Source organism: Streptomyces sp. NPDC001108, from assembly GCF_053598535.1.
This window is the reverse complement of record NZ_JBSFKL010000016.1, coordinates 86,624-105,224: the sequence shown is the minus strand read 5'-3', so window position 1 is coordinate 105,224 and position 18,601 is coordinate 86,624. Positions and strand designations below refer to the sequence as shown.

Sequence of the window (18,601 nt, the reverse complement as noted above, 5' to 3'; positions counted from 1 at the left end):
CCCGGGGCGTGCCCCGGCCCGTTCAGTGGTCGCGCGGGGCGTACATGATCACGGCCATTCCGGCCAGGCAGACCAGCGCGCCGATCACGTCCCACCGGTCGGGGCGGTAGCCGTCGGCGACCATGCCCCAGGCGATCGATCCGGCCACGAACACACCGCCGTAGGCGGCCAGGATGCGGCCGAAATCACCGTCCGGCTGGAGCGTGGCGACGAAGCCGTACGCGCCCAGCGCCAGCACGCCCGCCCCGATCCAGATCCATCCCCGGTGCTCACGCACGCCCTGCCAGACCAGCCAGGCGCCCCCGATCTCGAAGAGCGCGGCGACGACGAAGAGGGCGACGGATCGGGTCACGGTCATGGGGCCAGCGTTTCACGGCCCCGGCGCGGCCCCGCCTGCAAGGCCCTGGCTCGGACCTCTGCTCCGGCGCGGGCCCCGGGTCCGGGTGCGGGCCTGCTCGCGCGGGCCCGGTTCCCGATGCGGACGCGCCCGGAACGGCCCCGGCACGGACCCGCGCCCACGCTCCGGCCCCCGGCGCGGGCGCCGCCCCCGGCACGGATCGACCCGACCCCGCCCCCGGCACGGATCGACCCGGTCCCGCCCTGGCGCGGATCCGCGCGGCCCCGCCCCCGGCGCGGGCTCATCGGGCGACCGCGGCCCGGAGTGCCGCCGGGTCGGGACGGTCGCTCGCCCACGCGATGTAGCCGTCGGGGCGGACGAGCAGGTCGGTGGTGCGCCCGTCGCGCCAGTGGGCGCGCACCAGGGGGACCGGCGACCCGGCCGGGGTGTCCGTACCGGCGGGGGCGACCAGGACGAAGGAGCCCTCGCGCAGCAGCTCGTACAGGCGGCCCTCCCGCAGCCCCAAATCCGGGGCGCGCTTCCCGGTGAGGGGGTGCGCTCCGAGCGGGGCCCGGTAGGAGATCGCGATGCCCGAGACCATCCCTATGGTCCTGTCGGCGGCGGGCCGGCACCGGGACAGCGTCTTCGCGGCGACGTTTCTGACCGAGCGCTGGAGCGGGCTGCGGGCCATGGCGAGCCGGACGAGCGCGCCGCTGGAGCGGAGCACGGCCGTGCCGACCGGGTGCCGTTCGGCGTGGTAGCTGTCGAGGAGGGCCTCCGGGGCGGTGGTGTGGCCCTGGAGCACGGCGGCGAGCTTCCAGGAGAGGTTGGCCGCGTCCTGGAGGCCGGTGTTCATGCCCTGGCCGCCCGCGGGGGAGTGGACATGCGCGGCGTCCCCGGCGAGGAAGACCCGGCCGGTCCGGTACGACGGCACCTGGCGCTCGTCGCTGTGGAAGCGGGAGACCCAGCGGGCGTCGTGCATGCCGTAGTCGGTGCCGACGGCGGCACGCGTGATCGCGCGCACCTCTTCGAGGTCGATCGGCTCGCTGTCGGCCGCCTGGTGGGTGCGGCTCCACGCCATCACGCGGTACCAGCCGTCGCCGAAGGGGGCGAAGAAGGCGAAGGCGTCCCCCTCGCCGTAGACCGCGAGGAGGTTGGGCGGCTCGCCCGTGAGCCGGACGTCGGCGAGCGCCATCGACCGGATCACGGACTTCCCCGGGAAGGGAAGCCCGAGCTCCCGGCGCACCGCGCTGCGCATCCCGTCCGCACCGACGAGAAAGCGGGCCGTGAGGGACGAACGGGCGCCGTCCGCCCCGCGCAGCTCGGCCGTGACGGACTCCCCGGCGGGATCCTGCCGGAGGCCGGTCAGCTCCTCCCCGTAGCGGAAGTCGACACCGGCCTCGCGGGCCCGGCGCTCCAGCACCCGCTCCACCTCGTACTGCGGCGTGATCAGGATGTAGGGGAAGCGGGTGCGCAGCCGCCCGAGGTCGAGCGAGAGCGCGCCGAAGAAGTCCAGTGAGGCCCGCGTGGTGCCCGTGACGAGCAGTTCGTCGGCCAGGCCCCGGCCGTCGAGCAGTTCGAGCGTGCGGGCGTGCACCCCGAAGGCGCGGGTGAGGTTGCTCGTCCGGCGCGGGCGGCGCTCCACGAGCGTGACGGAGACGCCCCGGGCGGCGAGATCCCCCGCGAGCAGCAGGCCGGTGGGGCCCGCGCCCACGACGATCACGCCGATGGTGCCGGTGGTCTCGGGGGTGGGTGCTGCTGCGGGTGCGGTGCTCGGGGTGGTGGTCATGACTGCCTCCTGGGCCCGTACGGCGGCATCGGCCTCCGGCGCCGGGCGCCGAGGTGGGACGCCGACCGACCGGGAACCGCGTGCCAACAAACGTTGGTCAACACCTGTTGGCATCAACGGTAGAACCGCGGCCTCTGGCATGTCAACGCTTGTTGGCCTACATTTGTTGGCATGACAGAACCCGCCACCGCGCTCCGGCGCTCGGACGCCACCAAGGCCGCGATCCTGCGGGCCGCGAGAGAGCGGTTCGCCGCCGACGGGTACGAGCGCGCCACCATCCGGGCCATCGCCCGGGACGCGAGCATCGACCCGTCGATGGTCATGCGCTACTTCGGCAACAAGGAGGCGCTGTTCGTCGCCGCCTCCGCGATCGAGTTGCGGCTGCCCCCGCTCGGATCGCTGCCGGCCAAGCACGTCGGCGCCGTCCTCGTCGGCCATTTCCTGGACCGCTGGGAGGGCGACGAGGTGCTCACGGCCATGCTCCGCGTCGGGGTGACCAACGAGGCGGGCGCGGAGCGGGTGAGACAGATCTTCACCGAGCAGATCGGTACGGTCACGGCCGGGGTCTGCCCCGTCCCGGCCGAGGCGGAGGGCCGTGCCGCGCTCGTCGCCTCGCAGATACTGGGGATGGCGCTCACACGGTACGTGCTGCGCATCGCCCCCGCCGTCGAGATGTCGCGCGAGGAGGTGATCGCCTGGCTCGCGCCCACCGTCCAGCGCTACCTCACCGCCGAATCGCCGTGACGGAACGCGGGCAGGGCGGCGCGGGAGCGGGGAAGGGCGCGCGGCGGGATGCCGGACGGGGTCCGTCCGCTTCGTACACTCTCCGCATGCCGCAGAAGTCCCGGCCCGGTCGCAGTGCGCTGATGGCCGAGCTGACCGTCGAGTCGCGCCGCTACATGGCCGCGTACGCGCTCTTCAACCAGGCCGTCGCCGACCATCTGCGGCTCCATCCGACCGACCTCCAGTGCCTCAACCTGCTCGGCCTGGAAGCGGCGCCGGTCACCACCGGCCGGATCGCGGAGCTGACCGGTCTGACCACGGGCTCGGCAACCCGGCTGGTCGACCGCCTGGAGCGCGGCGGGTACGTCACGCGCGCGCGGGACACCGTCGACCGCCGACGGGTGCTCGTCACGCCCGTGCCGGAGCGGATGGCGGAGGTCGGCGCGGTGTGGCGGCGGCTGAGCGGCGCGTGGGCGGCCATGTTCGACGCGTACGACGACGACGAACTGGCGCTCCTCATCACGCACATGCGGCGCACGGTCGAGCTGAGCGCCGACCAGGTCGAGGCCCTGCGCGCGGACGACGGCGCGCGGGACGCCACGACGACCCACCGCCCCTGAAGCCGGGCCCCGAAGTGGCGCCCCTGAAGCTCAGACCCTCAACTTCAGCCTCTGAACGCCAGTCCCTGAAGCTCAGCTCTGGAGCCGCCCGGGGCCGAACTCGGCCATCGCCTCCGTGACGATCGCCTCCAGGCGGGAGTGGTGGGCGCCCCGCCAGTAGACCCGTTCGCACTCGGTGCACTGCGCGAAGACGTCGTACGAGCTTCGCGTGCCGTGCTCCAGCCGGCCGCTGACCGAGTCCTTGTCGGCGGACTTCAGCGGGCCGTTGCAGGCGGTGCACCTGGTCCACGGGGCGAGGTGCGGCGCGAACCGGCCGAGCACGTCGCGGAGTTGGTCGTCCGGCCGGTCGCTGTACACGTACGCCCCGGCCCAGATCTCCCGCCGGTGCAGCAGTCCGCGGTCCCGGGAGAGCAGGACGCGCCGTTCCCGCGCGGAGCGGGCGGCCAGCGCCGGATCGCCGATGTCCTCGCTCTCGTACGCCGCGTCGACGCCCAGCAGCCGCAGCCGCCGGGCCAGCGTGCCGAGATGGACGTCGAGCAGGAAGCGCAGCGGGGCGCCCGGGACCCGCTGGGGGCGCTCCACGGCGCGGACCTCGACCGTCTCGCCCGCCGCCGGGATGTGCGAGACGGGCGTGGGCCGGCCGTCGACCAGGATCTGCCCGGCCTCGGTGAGCGGGATGCCGAGCGATTCCACGACATGGCCGAGCGTGGAGGCGCCGTCGGTCGTCACGGCCGTGCGCCCGAGGCGGCGTTCGTGCGCGACGAACAGCCGCAGTTCAGGAGCTACTTCGAGGTGGATCTCGGGTCCGTTCACCAGGTCAGGATGTCATCGGCGGGTCCGGGACGGCCAACGGATTCGCCCCCGGCGGACCGGGGGGCGCGGGGGCGTGCGGGAGCTCAGGGGCGGAAGGCGGCGGCGTGCTTCGCGGCCCAGGCGGCGAAGGTGCGGGCGGGGTGCCCGGTCAGCCGCTCGACCCCGTCGGTCACCGCGGCCGGGACACCGTCCGAGGCGGCCGCGTACGCGAGCAGCGCATCGGCGAACGGCGCGGGCAGATGGGCCGACAGGGCCTTCTTCCAGTCCGCCGGGGACACGGTGTTGACCGTGACGGGACGCCCGGCCGCCGCCGCCACCAGGCCGACCTGCTCGGCGGCGGTGAGCGATGCGGGGCCGGTCAGGTGGTACGCGCTGCCCCGCAGCCGGGCGTCGGTGAGGACGGCGAGGGCGGCCTCGGCGATGTCCTCGCTGTCGATGGGGCTGCTGTGGCTGCCGGGGTACGGGAGGTCGACGGAGCCGTGGGCCCGTACCGACTCCGCCCACTGGTACGCGTTGCTGGCGAAGGCGTCGGGGCGGAGCAGGGTCGCGGTGATCGGCGAGGCGAGCAGGGCCTGCTCCACGGCGTGGTGGGAGGCGGCGATCGGGTTCCCCTCCGGGTCCGGGGCGAGGACGGAGCCGGAGGAGAGCAGCACGATGTGGCCGACCCCGGCGGCCCGTGCCGCGTCGAGGAAGGCGTCGATCTCGGCCGGCTCGGCGTACAGGAACACGGAGTCGACCCCGTCGAGCGCGGCCTCGAAGGTGGCCGGATCGGAGAGGTCGCAGGTGACGACCGGGACGCCCTCGGGCAGCGCGGCGGCCGTGGCCGTGAGCCCCTCGGGGGTGCGGGAGGCCGCGCGGACGGTGTGGCCGTCGCGGAGCAGCAGCGGGACGAGCGCGGAGCCGACACGGCCGCGGCATCCGGTGACCAGGGTGTGCATGGGGAACTCCTTCGGCGGTGTGCGCATTTCGAGGGCGCGCACATATCTTCTTCGCTGAATAATCTGCGTGACGCAGATGAATGTTCCGCAGGGGGTACGGGGCCGTCAACCCGGTTTCAGGAGGGGCGCGGGGGCGAAGGCGGTCGGCGGCGCGCCCACGGTGGAGGTGAAGTCCCTGATCAGATGGGCCTGGTCGCTGTAGCCGAGCTCGGCGGCGAGCGCCGCCCAGTCCACCTGCCGGTCCGTCGTGGCCCGCTCCAGCGCCTCGTGGATGCGGTAGCGGAGGATCACCCACTTGGGGCCGACGCCCACGTGCGTGGCGAAGAGCCGCTGGAGCGAGCGGGGCGAGAGCCCCTCGGCGCGGGCCAGTTCGCCGACCCGGCGCACCGTCCGGTCCGTACGGACCAGGTCCACCAGCGCCATCGCGCGCCCGGCCTGAGGGTCCGGCTCCGGGCCGAGCGCCAGAAGGTACCGGTCGAGCGCCGCGACCCGCGCGTCCTCCTCCGCCGGGTCCAGGACCGCCGACGCCGGGTCGGGCGGGTCGAACACCTCGGCGACGGGAAGCCGCAGCCCCGTCCACCGCGAGACCGGCCGCCCCGGCGCGAACGGCCGGAACCCGCCGGGCCGGAACTGCACCCCGCAGACCCGCCCCCGGCCCGCCAGCTTCTGGGTGAAGAGCCCCAGCCCGATCCCCGAGACCTCCGCGAACTCCGGGCCCTGCTCCCCGGCGTCGTCGGAGTACCGCTGGAAGACCAGGTTGACGGACGGGTGCGGCACGAGGTGGGAGGCGTACGGCTCGGACAGGTCCCAGTCCATCAGCCAGTAGTGCTCCAGATAGGGGCGCAGCTCGACGGCGGGTTCGCGGCGGCGGAAACGCACCTGGGCGAAGAGTTCGGGGGCGTCGACGATGCCCCGGGTGTCGCGTCGGGGAGCTGCCATGGCGGCGATCCTAGGCTGTTCCGAAGCGAGGCACGGGCTACGACTCGAACGTGAGTACCCGTTCCAGTGCGCGGCGCGGGGTGCGCGGGCCGGTGGGTCCGTAGCCCAGGCGGATGATCATCTGGGGGTTGCCCGAACCGTGCACCGGATCGCGCAGGACCCAGCGCAGATCCGGCCATTCGAGGGGCTGGTTGGCGAAGGAGGTGGACACCTCGTCGAGCGTGGCGACGAGCAGGACCCGCTCCAGCGCCTGACCGGCCCGGAGCCAGTCCGCCGGGTGGTCGTCCGACGTGCTCAGCAGGGCCAACTGGGGGTTGCGCTCGAACAGGACGCGGGCCCGGCCGGGGGTGGGCCTGCTGCCCGCGAAGTCGCGGTTGGTGGCCCGCTCGGTGGCGTCGCGGGGGCCGAAGGCGTAGTCGGGGACGCCGTCGACCGGCGCGTCGGTCTTCGAGAACCGGGCCCAGTGCTCCTGCTCGGCCTCCCGCGCGGGGTCGCCCCGGTCGTAGCCCTCGGCGTCCCGGATCAGGTCGAGCACGGTCTCCAGATGGGGCTCGCCCAGGAAGACGAGCTCGGCGCCCTCGGCGCGGGCCGCGTCGACGAGGCGGGCGCGGACGTCGTCCGGTACCGGCTGGTCGTCGAAGGGATACCGGCTGGTGTGCCGCTTCGCGACGGCCGGATACAGCGCCCCGAGCGCGGCGCCGTCCGGATCACCGGGAGCGCCGTCGTGCGCCGGGCGCACGGAGAGGCGTACGGAGGCGAGCAGCGTCGGGTCCGCCGGCTCCGGCAGCAGGGTGACGGCCGCGTCCAGTCCGTGGTGGGCGGCGGAGACCCGCAGGTTCAGCAGGGCGGAGCCGCAGCCCACGTGCAGGGCGCGGTTGGCGGGGTCGGCCTCCGGGAGCCGCCGCTCGAAGTCGGCGTACAGGCCGAGGGTGCCGCTGCCGCGCCCGTAGCGGAAACGCCAGGGCTGGGCGTTGTGCATGGACGGCGCGGTGGTGGCGTCGGCCACCAGGTCGGTCACTGTCGCGTCGGTGGGCGTCTGGACGGTCATCGGACCCCCGGGGCTCGGGAACTGTCGATGTCCCTCCAGCATGGATCAACTCCGGCCAGGGCGATATCCGGCCCTCGACCCGAAGGCGTGGCTTGCGCGCCACTGCCCGGCCGGTCCCGGTCTACGCCCGCGCGGTGAGCCGGTCGACCAGGTGGTGCCAGCCGTCCTCCAGGTGCTCCGGCGGCAGGCCCCGGTCGACCGTGAAGTGGTGGACGAGGGCCGCCTCGACGGAGCCGAGCAGGGTGTGGGCGAGCAGCTCCGGATCGCCGGGCGCCTGCGCCTGTCGCAGCAGCATGGCGACGTGGTTGACGCGCAGCCGGTAGGCCGGGACGGCGTAGGCGCGCAGCGGGTCGGTCCGGCTGGCCAGGATCAGCGGGTGGTGGTCGCGCTCGTGGTGCAGCACGGCGGGGCCGAAGGCGTGCAGCCGCTGCACCGCGGGGGCGCCGGGGCCCAGCGGGGGCGGGCCGGAGAGGAACGCGGCCTGGAACTGCTTCTCCCGGTGGTCCAGGAGGGCGATCAGGAGGCCGGCCCGGTCGCCGAAGCGCCGGAAGACGGTCCCCTTGCCCACGCCCGCCTCGGCGGCCACCGAATCCATGGTCAGCTCCGCCGCCCCGCAGCAGGACAGCAGCCGGGAGGCGGCGTCGAGCAGCAGGGTGCGGTTGCGCGCGGCGTCGGCCCGCAGCGGGGGCTCGTCCGCGATCAGGAGGTTCCTCCGGGTCCCGTCCGGCGCGTCCGAGAGGAGGGGCGGGAGGGCCGGGAGGGCGGGGTCGGGCGGCTGGGGGAGAGGCTCAACGGGGCCGTTCATGAACTCAGCGTAACGCCAGATGAAGGAAAATGGACCACGGTCCGGTTCGGTGGTACAACTTTAAACGGACCTCGGTCCGCTCTACTGAGTTCTTCTTTTCATGCCCGTCACTACTCCGCCCCGGGAGTTCCTCATGTCCGTACGCATCCTCGCTCTCGTCGGCAGCCTCCGCGCCGGCTCGCACAACCGCCAGCTCGCCGAGGCCGCGGCCAAGCACGCCCCCGAGGGCGCCTCGATCGAGATCTACGAGGGCCTCGCCGACGTGCCCTTCTACAACGAGGACATCGACGTCGAGGGCGGCGTTCCGGCCGCGGCGGCCCGGCTGCGCGAGGCGGCCGCGGGCGCCGACGCGTTCCTGCTCTTCTCGCCCGAGTACAACGGCACCATGCCCGCCGTGCTGAAGAACGCCATCGACTGGCTGTCCCGCCCGTTCGGCGCCGGCGCCCTCTCCGGCAAGCCGGTCGCCGTGGTCGGCACCGCCTTCGGCCAGTACGGCGGCGTCTGGGCGCAGGACGACGCCCGCAAGTCGGCCGGTATCGCCGGTGCCGTGGTCCTGGAGGACGTCAAGCTGTCCATCCCCGGCTCCGTGACCCGCTTCGCCGAGATCCACCCGGCCGACGACGCCGAGGTCGCCACCGCGATCGCCGAGGTCATCGCGAAGGTCGGCGCGGCCACCACCGCCGCCTGATCCCGGGGGCGCACCCGGCCGGACGAGGCCGGGACCGTACGCGCGAAGGCGGCGCGGGCACCAGGCCCGCGCCGCCTTCGGCATGTCCGGGGACCCGCCGCCCCCGTACCGGGTCGCGACGGGGCGGGATCAGGGCCAGACCAGGCAGTACGCCTGATGGCCCGCGTCGTGCAGCCGGTGCGAGAAGTCCTGCCACTCGTGGAGCAGCCGGTAGACGTTGAACGCGTCGCGCGGGCCGCCGCGGTCCGGGACCGTGGACCAGATGAACGCCGCCGCGCCCACCGACTCCTCGCCGACGCCGCGCAGCGGGTCGACCACCGTCATCGGAAGCTTGACCACCGCGTAGTCGGGGTGCAGCACCACCAGTTCGAGCGGGGGGACCTTGTGCAGCGGTATGCCCTGTATGCCGGTGAGGACCATCGCCGCCACCGTCTCGGGCTTGATCTTGGTGAACATGCCGCCCATGCCCAGCTCGTCGCCGCCCAGCTCCTCGGGGCGCATCGAAATGGGCACCCGCGCCGCGGTCGCCCCGTCCGGCGCGCCGAAGTACTTGTAGGTCACCCCCATCCGGCCACCACTCCCGATCCCGGACTCGCCGCTCTGCGCACCCCCGGCTCGTACGCCCTTCTCGCGCCCCGCCTCACGCCGGTGCCGACCCCGCCGGGCAGGCTCGGACCCCGGGCCGCCGGTCCCCTCGCCCGCTCCGCCACCGCGATGCATATCTCATCCACCCGACTACTACTGAGGAGCAACGGCCGCTGAGCAGCCGCGGCGCCCGCCGCGCAACCCGATCATCGTGTCAGTGACCTCCCCCGCGGGCGTCCGGTGAAACACCTGTCCGCGAGTCCGTCCGAGGCTCTGACACCATGGCTTGTGTGAGCTTTCCCTATGACGCCCCAGTTTCGCAGACGCTTTTCGACCGCGCGTCCCTCGTGACGCCCGGAGGCGTGAACTCTCCCGTACGCGCTTTCCGGGCCGTGGGCGGTACGCCCCGCTTCATGGTGTCCGGCCGCGGCCCGTACCTCACCGACGCCGACGGACGCGAGTACGTCGACCTCGTGTGCTCGTGGGGGCCGATGATCCTCGGCCACTCCCACCCCGAGGTCATCGCCGCGGTGCAGGAGGCGGTGGCCCGCGGCACCTCGTTCGGTACGCCGGGGGAGGGCGAGGTCGCGCTCGCCGAGGAGATCGTGGCCCGGATCGAGCCGGTGGAGCAGGTGCGGCTGGTGTCGTCCGGCACCGAGGCGACCATGTCGGCGATCCGGCTCGCCCGCGGGTTCACCGGCCGGGCCAAGGTGGTGAAGTTCGCCGGCTGCTACCACGGCCATGTGGACGCGCTGCTGGCCGCCGCCGGGTCCGGGGTCGCCACCTTCGGCCTCCCGGACACGCCGGGGGTCACCGGCGCCCAGGCCGGCGACACGATCGTGCTGCCGTACAACGACCTGGACGCGGTCCGCGAGGCGTTCGCCGCGCACCCCGGCGAGATCGCCTGTGTGATCACCGAGGCGTCGCCGGGCAACATGGGCGTCGTACCGCCGCTGGACGGCTTCAACGCCGGGCTCAAGGAGCTCTGCTCCGCCAACGGCGCGCTGTACATCTCCGATGAGGTCATGACCGGTTTCCGTACCTCGAAGGCCGGCTGGTACGGCGTCGACGGGGTGCGGCCCGACCTGATGACCTTCGGCAAGGTCATGGGCGGCGGCTTCCCGGCCGCGGCCTTCGGCGGGCGCGCCGACGTGATGGCGCACCTCGCCCCGGCCGGCCCCGTCTACCAGGCGGGCACCCTCTCCGGGAACCCGATCGCCACCTCCGCCGGCCTCGCCCAGCTCCGGCTGCTGGACGACGCGGCGTACGCCAAGGTCGACGCGGTCTCCGCGGAGATCCGAGCCCTGGTCGGCGAGGCGCTGACCAAGGAGGGCGTGGCGCACACCGTGCAGGCGGCGAGCAACATGTTCTCCGTCTTCTTCACCGACCGCCCGGTGCGGAACTACGACGAGGCGAAGCAGCAGGAAGCTTTCCGCTTCACCGCCTTCTTCCATTCGATGCTGTCCCAGGGCGTCTACCTGCCGCCCTCGGCCTTCGAGTCCTGGTTCGTCTCCACCGCCCACGACACGCAGGCCGTCGAGCGGATCGCCGCCGCCCTGCCCGCCGCCGCCCGCGCCGCCTCGGAGGCCACCGCATGAGCGAGACCAGCGGGAACACCGGCCCCGCCGAGGGCCGCAAGGACAAGGACGGCGCGGACATCACCGTCGTCCACCTGATGCGCCACGGCGAGGTGCACAATCCGGAGGGCGTGCTCTACGGGCGCCGCCCCGGCTACCACCTCTCCGAGCTCGGCCGCCGGATGGCCGACCGGGTCGCCGAGCACCTGGCGGGCCGCGACATCACCCATGTCGTCGCCTCCCCGCTGGAGCGCGCCCAGGAGACGGCCACGCCGATCGCCAAGACGCACGACCTGGAGCTGGCCACCGACGAGCGGCTGATCGAGGCCGCCAACGTCTTCGAGGGCAAGACCTTCGGCGTCGGAGACGGCGCGCTGCGCAAGCCGGACAACTGGAAGCACCTGACCAACCCGTTCCGGCCGTCCTGGGGCGAGCCGTACATCGAGCAGGTCGTCCGGATGATGGGCGCGCTGGACGCGGCGCGCGACGCCGCGCGCGGCCACGAGGCGGTCTGCGTCAGCCACCAGCTGCCGATCTGGATCGTCCGGAGCTTCGTCGAGCGGCGGCGGCTCTGGCACGACCCGCGCAAGCGGCAGTGCACCCTGGCCTCGCTGACCAGCTTCACGTACCGGGGCGACAAGATCGTCTCGGTCGGCTACACGGAACCGGCGCGCGACCTGGTGCCGGCCCATCTGCTGGCGGGCGCGAAGCCGGTGAAGGGCAAGTCGAAGGCGTTCGGCGCCTGAGACCTCTCCCGGGACGGGAGCAGTCGAACCGAGGGCTCTCCCCGGAGCAGTCGGACCGAGGACCGTACCCGGAACGGTCGGATCGCCGGACGGTGTGGTTCATCCACCCGTCCGGCGATCGTCTTTTTCCCCTGTCCGCGTGGTGGTCGTAAACGCCGCCATCACCTGCTAGGACTTGAGTTCGAGCACATCCGGAGTCTGGTCGTGCGCAGAAATATGTGCTAGCTCGCGGAACCCCCGTGCCGTTTTCCTCATCTAAGACTTCGCCAGTTTGTATGGACATGAGGCAAAACGACCGCAAATGGGGTAGTTATGCGTGACATCAGCCGAAGGGGGCTGCTCGGGGCGGGCCTCGGGGCCGCCGCAGCCGTCGGGGTGGCGGGGTGCGGAACCTTCGGTTCTTCGGGCGGCAGCCGTTCGGGGGGCACGGGGAAACAGGGCACGGGCGGAGACGGGCGGGGCACCGGACCCGCGAAGAAGGACGTCCGGAAGATCGGCGACGGTTCCACCGCCGACACCGGGAAGCAGCCGCACCAGCCCGCCAAGCCCGTCCCGCTCGAACCCGGGCAGACGCCCCCGCAGTTCGTGGTCTTCTCCTGGGACGGGGCGGGCGAGGTCGGCAACGGGCTCTTCCCGCGCTTTCTGGAACTCGCCAGGAACCACGGTGCGGCGATGACCTTCTTCCTGTCCGGCCTCTATCTGCTGCCCGAGTCGAAGAAGTCCCTGTACCGGCCGCCGAACAATCGGGTCGGCGCCTCGGACATCGGATATCTCAATGACGACCACATCAAGGACACGCTGAACAACGTCCGTCAGGCATGGCTCGACGGGCATGAGATCGGCACCCATTTCAACGGTCATTTCTGCGGCGGTTCCGGATCGGTGGCGAACTGGACCCCCGCCCAATGGCAGAGTGAAATCGACCAGGCGGTCTCCTTCGTCACCGAATGGCGGACGAACACCGGCTGGACCGACCTCGAACCGCTGCCTTTCGACTACCGCAAGGAACTGATCGGCGGCCGTACCCCCTGCCTGCTCGGACAGGAGAACCTGCTGCCCACCGCGCGCCGGCTCGGCTGGCGCTACGACGCCAGCTCCCCGGGCGGCACCCAGGTCTGGCCCCGGAAGCGGGACGGCGTATGGGATCTGCCGCTCCAGGCGATGCCGTTCCCCGGGCACACCTTCGAGGTCCTCTCGATGGACTACAACATCCTCGCCAACCAGTCGCTCAATACGACCAAGGGAATGCCGTCGCGCTATCCCGCCTGGCGCGAACAGGCCACCGGGTCGTACCTCGCCGGATTCAATCGCGCATACACCACGAATCGCGCCCCCTTCTTCATCGGAAACCACTTCGAGGAGTGGAACGGCGGTATCTACATGGACGCCGTCGAAGAAGTGCTGAAGAAAATCGCCGGAAAGCCGGACGTGCGGCTGGTCTCGTTCCGTCAGTTCGTCGACTGGCTCGACGTACAGACCCCCGAAGTCCTCGACAAGCTCCGTACGCTGGGGGTCGGGGAGGAGCCCTCGGGCGGCTGGAACGGCTTCTTTAAACAAGCCTGACAACGGGCTTTACGGGCACCGAGGGGGGTGCCAGAGATCATCGAATGCGCCATGCGAAACTTTTCACATGAGCCATGGCCGCGCACCCCGACGCCGCTTCACCCTGCTCGCCGCCCCCGCGGCGGTCGCCGCCCTCGCCCTCACGCTGACGGCGTGCGGCGGTGACGGCGCCCAGGCCGGCGGCGGCGGCAACACGAACTTCGTCACCGGCACCGGCGGCATCTCGACCGTGGCCAAGGGAGAGCGCAAGGACGCCCCGAAGCTCGACGGAGAGACCCTCGACGGCAAGCAGCTCGACGTGTCCGACTACAAGGGCAAGGTCGTCGTGCTCAACATGTGGGGCTCCTGGTGCGGGCCGTGCCGTCTGGAGGCGCAGTACTTCTCCCGGGTCGCGAAGGAGACCGCCGACAAGGGCGTCCAGTTCGTCGGCATCAACACGCGCGACGCCCAGAAGGGCCCCGCGATCAGCTTCGAGAAGGACTACGGCGTCACCTACCCGAGCCTCTTCGACCCGGTCGGGAAGCTCCTGCTCCGTTTCCCCAAGGGCACGCTCCGGCCGCAGGCCATCCCGTCGACCGTGGTCCTGGACCGGGACGGGAAGATCGCCGCGCGCTCGCTGGTCGCGCTCGACGCCGAGGGCCTGCACAAGATGATCGACCCGCTGATCGCGGAGAAGTGATCCCGTGCACACCCTTGCCGCGCTCGTGGGCGAGAACGAGACCGTGAAGAGCGGGGCGCTTCTCGTCGCCCTGCCGGTCGCCGTGCTCGGCGGGCTGGTCTCGTTCTTCTCGCCGTGCGTGCTGCCGCTCGTACCCGGTTACCTCAGCTACGTCACCGGCGTCAGCGGCACCGACCTGGCGCGGGCCCGGCGCGGCCGGATGGTCGCGGGCGCCTCGCTCTTCGTGCTCGGCTTCACCGCCGTCTTCGTCTCCGGCGGCGCGCTCTTCGGCTTCTTCGGCCAGACCCTCCAGGAGCACGGCGACATCCTCACCAAGATCCTCGGCGTGCTGATGATCCTGATGGGCGTGTTCTTCATGGGGCTGATGCCCTGGATGACCCAGCGCGAGTTCCGCATCCACAGACGGCCGGTCACCGGACTGGCGGGCGCCCCCGTGCTGGGCGCCCTCTTCGGGATCGGCTGGACCCCGTGCCTGGGCCCGACGCTCAGCTCGGTGAGCCTCCTCGCGATGGACCAGGGCACCGCCGGACGCGGGGCGATACTGACCGTCGCGTACTGCCTCGGCCTCGGCATCCCCTTCGTCCTCACCGCCATCGCCTTCCGCAAGGCGCTCGGCGCGTTCGGCTGGGTCAAGAAGCACTACGCCTGGGTGATGCGGATCGGCGGAGGAATGATGATCGTGACCGGTCTGCTGCTGCTCACCGGGGTCTGGGACACGATGATGCAGCAGGTACAGAGCTGGTCCAGCGGTTTCACGGTGGGGATCTGAGTTCCATGAGCAACACCAAGTCCACTCCCTCCGCCCCCGGGCGCGAGCGGCCCGACGACGCGGAGGACACCCCCGCCGAGCTGGGCGCCGCCGGTTCCCGGCTCTCCACCGCCCCCAGCGAGGAGAGTCCGGCGAGCCTGCCCGCGATGGGCGTCGTCGGCTGGATCCGCTGGTTCTGGCGCCAGCTCACCTCGATGCGGGTCGCGCTGATCCTGCTGTTCCTGCTGTCGCTCGGCGCCATCCCCGGCTCGCTGATCCCGCAGAACAGCGTGGACCAGCTGAAGGTGGAGAACTTCAAGAGGCTCCACACCACCGTCTCGCCGATCTACGAGAAGCTGCAGTTCTTCGACGTCTACAGCTCGGTGTGGTTCTCCGCGATCTACATCCTGCTGTTCGTCTCGCTCATCGGCTGCATCGTGCCGCGCACCGGCCAGTTCGTCGGCCAGCTCCGCGGCCGCCCGCCCGGCGCCCCCAAGCGGCTGAACCGGCTGCCCGCGTACACCACCTGGCGCACCGCGGCCGAGCCCGAGGAGGTCCGCGCGGCCGCCCTCGCGGCGATGCGGAAGCGCCGCTTCCGTGCGCACACGGTGGGCGACGCGGTCGCCGCGGAGAAGGGCTATCTGCGCGAGGCCGGGAACCTGGTCTTCCACGTCGCCCTGATCGTGATGCTGGTCGCCTTCGCGTACGGGCAGCTCTTCAAGTCCGAGGGCGCCAAGCTGATCGTCCAGGGCGACGGCTTCGCCAACACGAAACCGCAGTACGACGACTTCAAGTCCGGCTCGCTCTTCGACGAGGACTCGCTCACCCCGTTCAGCTTCACGCTCGACAAGTTCATCGGCACGTACGAGCGCAGCGGTCCCCAGCGCGGCACGCCCCGTACCTACGAGGCCCATGTGACGTACGAGGAAGGCGCGTACGGCAAGCCGAAGAAGACGGTCATCCGGGTCAACGAGCCCCTGGAGATCGACGGCACCAAGGTCTACCTCAACGCGCACGGCTACGCGCCCGTCGTCTCCGTGAAGGACTCCTCCGGCAAGGAGGTCTACCGCAACGCGGTGCCGCTGCTGCCGATGGACGCCAACGTGACCTCGTCCGGTGCGATCAAGGTGATGGACGGGTACCGCGACCAGAACGGCAAGAAGATCCAGCTGGGCTTCCAGGCGTTCTTCGTGCCGACCTTCGCGGGGGCCGGCAAGGGCACGATGTTCTCGCAGTTCCCGGCCCCCGACTTCCCCGTGCTCGCCCTCAACGGCTTCTACGGCAGCCTGGGCGTGGACTCGGGGCTGCCGCAGAACGTGTACCAGCTCGACAAGTCCAAGATGACTGCCTTCAAGGGCGCCGACGGCAAGCCGCTCAAGCAGCGGCTGCTGGCCGGCGAGACGATGAAGCTCCCCGACGGGGGCTCCATCACCTTCGAGGGCGTCGACGAGTGGGCCAGCTTCCAGATCTCGAAGCAGCCGGCCAGCGGCTGGGCGCTCACCGGGGCCGTCGCCGCGATCGCCGGTCTCGCGGGTTCGCTGTTCATCCAGCGGCGCCGGGTCTGGGTGCGGGCGGTCACCGGTGCCGACGGCGTCACGGTCGTCGAGATGGCGGGGCTCGGCCGCAGCGAGTCCGCCAGGCTCCCCGAGGAACTGGCCGACCTCGCGGTCACCCTCGTCGGGTCGGCACCGACCGTGCCCGATCCGTCCCCGGATGTTGACCCGTCCCCCGATTCCGATGCCGACCCGTCCGCCGATGCCGGTTCGGACGCCGCCGGGAAGACCGACGCGTCCGAAGAACCCCCCGTAGAACCTGCCGAAGGGGCTGAGAAGTGAATCTCGCCGCCGCTGCCACCAACGAGAACCTGGCGCACACCAGCAATGTGCTGATCTATTCGTCCATGGCCGTCTACACCCTGGCCTTCTTCGCGCACATCGCGGAGTGGGTGTTCGGCAGCCGCAGCAAGGTGGGCCGCACGGCCGCCGCGCTGACCGGGGCCGGAGCCGGGGCCGGTGCCGATGCCGCCGGTTCGGTGAAGGTGCAGGTCGCTCAGAAGGGCGGCGGCACCGCCGTACTCGACCACCCGAAGATCGTCACGCGCGCGGCGGCCGGTTCCCGCGACGTGCCGGACGGGCCCGGAGCGGCCGGCGGCACGTTCAAGGGCGACCTGTACGGGCGGATCGCGGTCGCCCTGACCATGGTCGCCTTCCTGGTGGAGGCCGGCGGGGTGCTCACCCGCGCGCTCTCCGTCCAGCGGGCCCCCTGGGGCAACATGTACGAGTTCTCCATCACCTTCTCCACGGTGGCGGTCGGCACGTACCTGGTCCTGCTCGCGCTGAAGAAGAACGTCCGCTGGATGGGGCTGGCGCTGGTCACCACCGTCCTGCTGGACCTCGGCATCGCGACCACGGTGCTCTACACTGCCAGCGACCAGCTGGTGCCCGCGCTGCACTCGTACTGGCTGTGGATCCACGTCTCCACCGCCATCCTCTGCGGTGCCGTCTTCTACATCGGCGCGGTCGGCACCCTGCTCTACCTGTTCCGCGACAGCTACGAGAGCAAGCTCGCGCGCGGCGAGGAGCCCGGCTCCTTCGCCCATTCGGTGCTGTCCCGGCTGCCCGCCGCCTCCTCGCTCGACAAGTTCTCGTACCGGATCAACGCGGCCGTCTTCCCGCTCTGGACGTTCACGATCATCGCGGGCGCCATCTGGGCCGGTGACGCCTGGGGCCGCTACTGGGGCTGGGACCCCAAGGAGGTCTGGTCCTTCATCACCTGGGTCGCGTACGCCTGCTACCTGCACGCCCGCGCCACCGCCGGCTGGAAGGGCCGCAAGGCCGCCTACCTGGCGCTGATCGCCTTCGGCTGCTGGCTCTTCAACTACTACGGCGTGAACATCTTCGTCACCGGCAAGCACTCCTACGCCGGGGTCTGACCCGCCGCACGGCCCGATCCGTACGGCCCCGATCCGCACGGGTGCGGATCGGGCACCGCCGGGTCACGCTGGAACCATGACCGATGCCACCCCCGTCATCGAGCCCGGTACCAGCGAGACCTGCGGCGACGACCAGCACGTCCTGAGGTTCACGCTCCGGCTGCCCCACCCCGTTCCCCGGGTGTGGGCAGCCGTTGCCAGTTCCGAGGGGCTGCCGGGCTGGCTGGCCGCCGCCGACCCCTTCGAGCCCCGGGTGGGCGGCGCGATCACGCTCCACCGGCTCACCCCCGACGTCCCAGGCCGGGCCCCGGCCGTCTCCGGCACGGTCACCGCCTGGGACGTCGAGCGCGTCGCCGAGTACACCTTCGAGGGGCGGCCGGGCCGCATCCGCTTCCATCTGGAGCCGCCGCGCGGCGACCACGTCCTGCTCCGCTTCACCCACGAGTTCGCCGGCGACGACGAACTCGTCCTGGACCGGCTGGCGAGCTGGCACGACCACTTCCGCTACCTGGCCGACGCCCTGGACGGCTCCCCGGCCGACTGGTCGAAATGGACCCCGGTGCGCTGGGCCGGCCTCCGCGAGGAGTACGCGACCGGGGCCGCCGCCCGGCGGTGACTACTCGGCGGACGGGCTCGGGCTGCCGCCGTTCTCCCGGCGCTTCAGCTCCTCCTCGCGGCGGCGCAGGTCCGCCTCCCAGTCCTTGAGGAGCGACTCGTCCTTCTTGTTCTCCTCGCGCAGCGTCTGGAGGAACTCGGGGTTGTCGTCCGGTGCGACCCACTGCGAGCGGTGGTTGCGGTGCCACTCGGAGGGCGTACGGCCCCCGGCGGGCGCGGTGCGCATCTTGCCGGCGGCCAGCCAGACGATCGGGCCGACGATCCAGAACAGCAGGATGATGAAGACCCACGCGATCTTCGGCAGGTGCTTGGCCTCGTCCTCGGGGGTGTTGAGGCAGTCGATGAAGGCGTAGATCGTCAGCGCCAGCGGCAGGAGATAGATCAGGGCCCGGAGCATGGTGGAGGTCCCCCTGCGGAGATTTGGCGGGGCATGTCCCGCCCCGGTGTGGGGCCAGG

The 18,601-nt window shown here is 71.9% G+C and carries 20 protein-coding genes; 11 read left to right on the top strand and 9 right to left on the bottom strand.

All coding sequences use genetic code 11. From position 1 onward, the window contains the following. Positions 1-22: 22 nt before the first annotated feature. Complete coding sequence (locus tag ACWC97_RS28580) at positions 23-358, bottom strand: YnfA family protein (protein ID WP_352278517.1); 336 nt, start codon at positions 356-358, stop codon at positions 23-25. 280 nt (positions 359-638) lie between these two features. Then, positions 639-2,126 (bottom strand): FAD-dependent monooxygenase, encoded by a 1,488-nt coding sequence (locus ACWC97_RS28575; RefSeq protein ID WP_450652365.1) that lies wholly within the window; start codon positions 2,124-2,126, stop codon positions 639-641. Positions 2,127-2,297: 171 nt separating this feature from the next. Between ACWC97_RS28575 and ACWC97_RS28570 the strand changes: the two genes are divergently transcribed. After that, positions 2,298-2,870 carry a TetR/AcrR family transcriptional regulator gene (locus ACWC97_RS28570; RefSeq protein WP_352278521.1) on the top strand — a complete coding sequence of 191 codons (573 nt, stop codon included), beginning with the start codon at positions 2,298-2,300 and terminating at the stop codon, positions 2,868-2,870. A gap of 86 nt (positions 2,871-2,956) precedes the next feature. Beyond that, positions 2,957-3,469, top strand: a complete 513-nt coding sequence (locus ACWC97_RS28565) for a MarR family winged helix-turn-helix transcriptional regulator (protein WP_450652363.1) — start codon at positions 2,957-2,959, stop codon at positions 3,467-3,469. A gap of 72 nt (positions 3,470-3,541) precedes the next feature. On the opposite strand, the gene ACWC97_RS28560 is transcribed toward ACWC97_RS28565, so the two are convergent. The 5 genes from ACWC97_RS28560 to ACWC97_RS28540 all read right to left on the bottom strand — a co-directional run bounded on the left by ACWC97_RS28560 (position 3,542) and on the right by ACWC97_RS28540 (position 8,012). Beyond that, positions 3,542-4,282: a Mut7-C RNAse domain-containing protein gene (locus ACWC97_RS28560; protein ID WP_352278524.1), complete on the bottom strand. Its 741-nt coding sequence runs from the start codon at positions 4,280-4,282 to the stop codon at positions 3,542-3,544. A gap of 83 nt (positions 4,283-4,365) precedes the next feature. Further along, entirely contained in the window at positions 4,366-5,220 is an 855-nt protein-coding gene (locus ACWC97_RS28555) for an NAD(P)H-binding protein (protein WP_450652361.1), read from the bottom strand. Positions 5,221-5,325: 105 nt separating this feature from the next. After that, positions 5,326-6,159, bottom strand: a complete 834-nt coding sequence (locus ACWC97_RS28550) for a DUF6597 domain-containing transcriptional factor (RefSeq protein ID WP_450652359.1) — start codon at positions 6,157-6,159, stop codon at positions 5,326-5,328. A 37-nt stretch (positions 6,160-6,196) separates the two neighbouring features. Then, on the bottom strand, positions 6,197-7,207 hold the full coding sequence (locus tag ACWC97_RS28545; protein WP_450652358.1) for an Acg family FMN-binding oxidoreductase: 1,011 nt from the start codon (positions 7,205-7,207) through the stop codon (positions 6,197-6,199). Between the two features lie 121 nt (positions 7,208-7,328). After that, entirely contained in the window at positions 7,329-8,012 is a 684-nt protein-coding gene (locus ACWC97_RS28540) for a TetR/AcrR family transcriptional regulator (RefSeq protein WP_450652356.1), read from the bottom strand. Positions 8,013-8,145: 133 nt separating this feature from the next. On the opposite strand from ACWC97_RS28540, the gene ACWC97_RS28535 reads away from it, so the two are divergent. Further along, positions 8,146-8,700: an NAD(P)H-dependent oxidoreductase gene (locus tag ACWC97_RS28535; RefSeq protein WP_352278532.1), complete on the top strand. Its 555-nt coding sequence runs from the start codon at positions 8,146-8,148 to the stop codon at positions 8,698-8,700. A 129-nt stretch (positions 8,701-8,829) separates the two neighbouring features. Here the strand turns inward: ACWC97_RS28535 and ACWC97_RS28530 are convergent, their stop codons facing one another. Next, positions 8,830-9,420, bottom strand: a complete 591-nt coding sequence (locus tag ACWC97_RS28530; protein WP_352278533.1) for a hypothetical protein — start codon at positions 9,418-9,420, stop codon at positions 8,830-8,832. A 146-nt stretch (positions 9,421-9,566) separates the two neighbouring features. On the opposite strand from ACWC97_RS28530, the gene hemL reads away from it, so the two are divergent. From hemL to ACWC97_RS28490, 8 genes are all read left to right on the top strand, one after another. After that, positions 9,567-10,883 carry a glutamate-1-semialdehyde 2,1-aminomutase gene (gene hemL, locus ACWC97_RS28525; RefSeq protein ID WP_450652353.1) on the top strand — a complete coding sequence of 439 codons (1,317 nt, stop codon included), beginning with the start codon at positions 9,567-9,569 and terminating at the stop codon, positions 10,881-10,883. Further along, positions 10,880-11,608, top strand: a complete 729-nt coding sequence (locus ACWC97_RS28520; protein ID WP_450652351.1) for a histidine phosphatase family protein — start codon at positions 10,880-10,882, stop codon at positions 11,606-11,608. Before hemL ends, ACWC97_RS28520 begins: the two co-directional genes overlap by 4 nt. Positions 11,609-11,920: 312 nt before the next feature. Continuing rightward, positions 11,921-13,171, top strand: a complete 1,251-nt coding sequence (locus ACWC97_RS28515; RefSeq protein ID WP_352278537.1) for a polysaccharide deacetylase family protein — start codon at positions 11,921-11,923, stop codon at positions 13,169-13,171. Between the two features lie 67 nt (positions 13,172-13,238). After that, complete coding sequence (locus tag ACWC97_RS28510; RefSeq protein ID WP_352278539.1) at positions 13,239-13,850, top strand: TlpA family protein disulfide reductase; 612 nt, start codon at positions 13,239-13,241, stop codon at positions 13,848-13,850. A 4-nt stretch (positions 13,851-13,854) separates the two neighbouring features. After that, positions 13,855-14,619, top strand: coding sequence for a cytochrome c biogenesis CcdA family protein (locus ACWC97_RS28505; RefSeq protein ID WP_352278540.1), 765 nt, complete (start codon positions 13,855-13,857; stop codon positions 14,617-14,619). 5 nt (positions 14,620-14,624) lie between these two features. After that, positions 14,625-16,433, top strand: coding sequence for a cytochrome c biogenesis protein ResB (gene resB / locus ACWC97_RS28500; RefSeq protein ID WP_450652348.1), 1,809 nt, complete (start codon positions 14,625-14,627; stop codon positions 16,431-16,433). Beyond that, positions 16,430-17,530 carry a c-type cytochrome biogenesis protein CcsB gene (gene ccsB / locus ACWC97_RS28495; RefSeq protein WP_450652346.1) on the top strand — a complete coding sequence of 367 codons (1,101 nt, stop codon included), beginning with the start codon at positions 16,430-16,432 and terminating at the stop codon, positions 17,528-17,530. Before resB ends, ccsB begins: the two co-directional genes overlap by 4 nt. A gap of 76 nt (positions 17,531-17,606) precedes the next feature. Next, positions 17,607-18,146 (top strand): SRPBCC domain-containing protein, encoded by a 540-nt coding sequence (locus ACWC97_RS28490; protein WP_450652344.1) that lies wholly within the window; start codon positions 17,607-17,609, stop codon positions 18,144-18,146. Here ACWC97_RS28490 and ACWC97_RS28485 read toward each other — a convergent pair whose 3' ends face one another. Beyond that, positions 18,147-18,542 (bottom strand): PLD nuclease N-terminal domain-containing protein, encoded by a 396-nt coding sequence (locus ACWC97_RS28485; RefSeq protein ID WP_352278546.1) that lies wholly within the window; start codon positions 18,540-18,542, stop codon positions 18,147-18,149. It lies immediately after the preceding gene. Positions 18,543-18,601 lie beyond the last annotated feature (59 nt).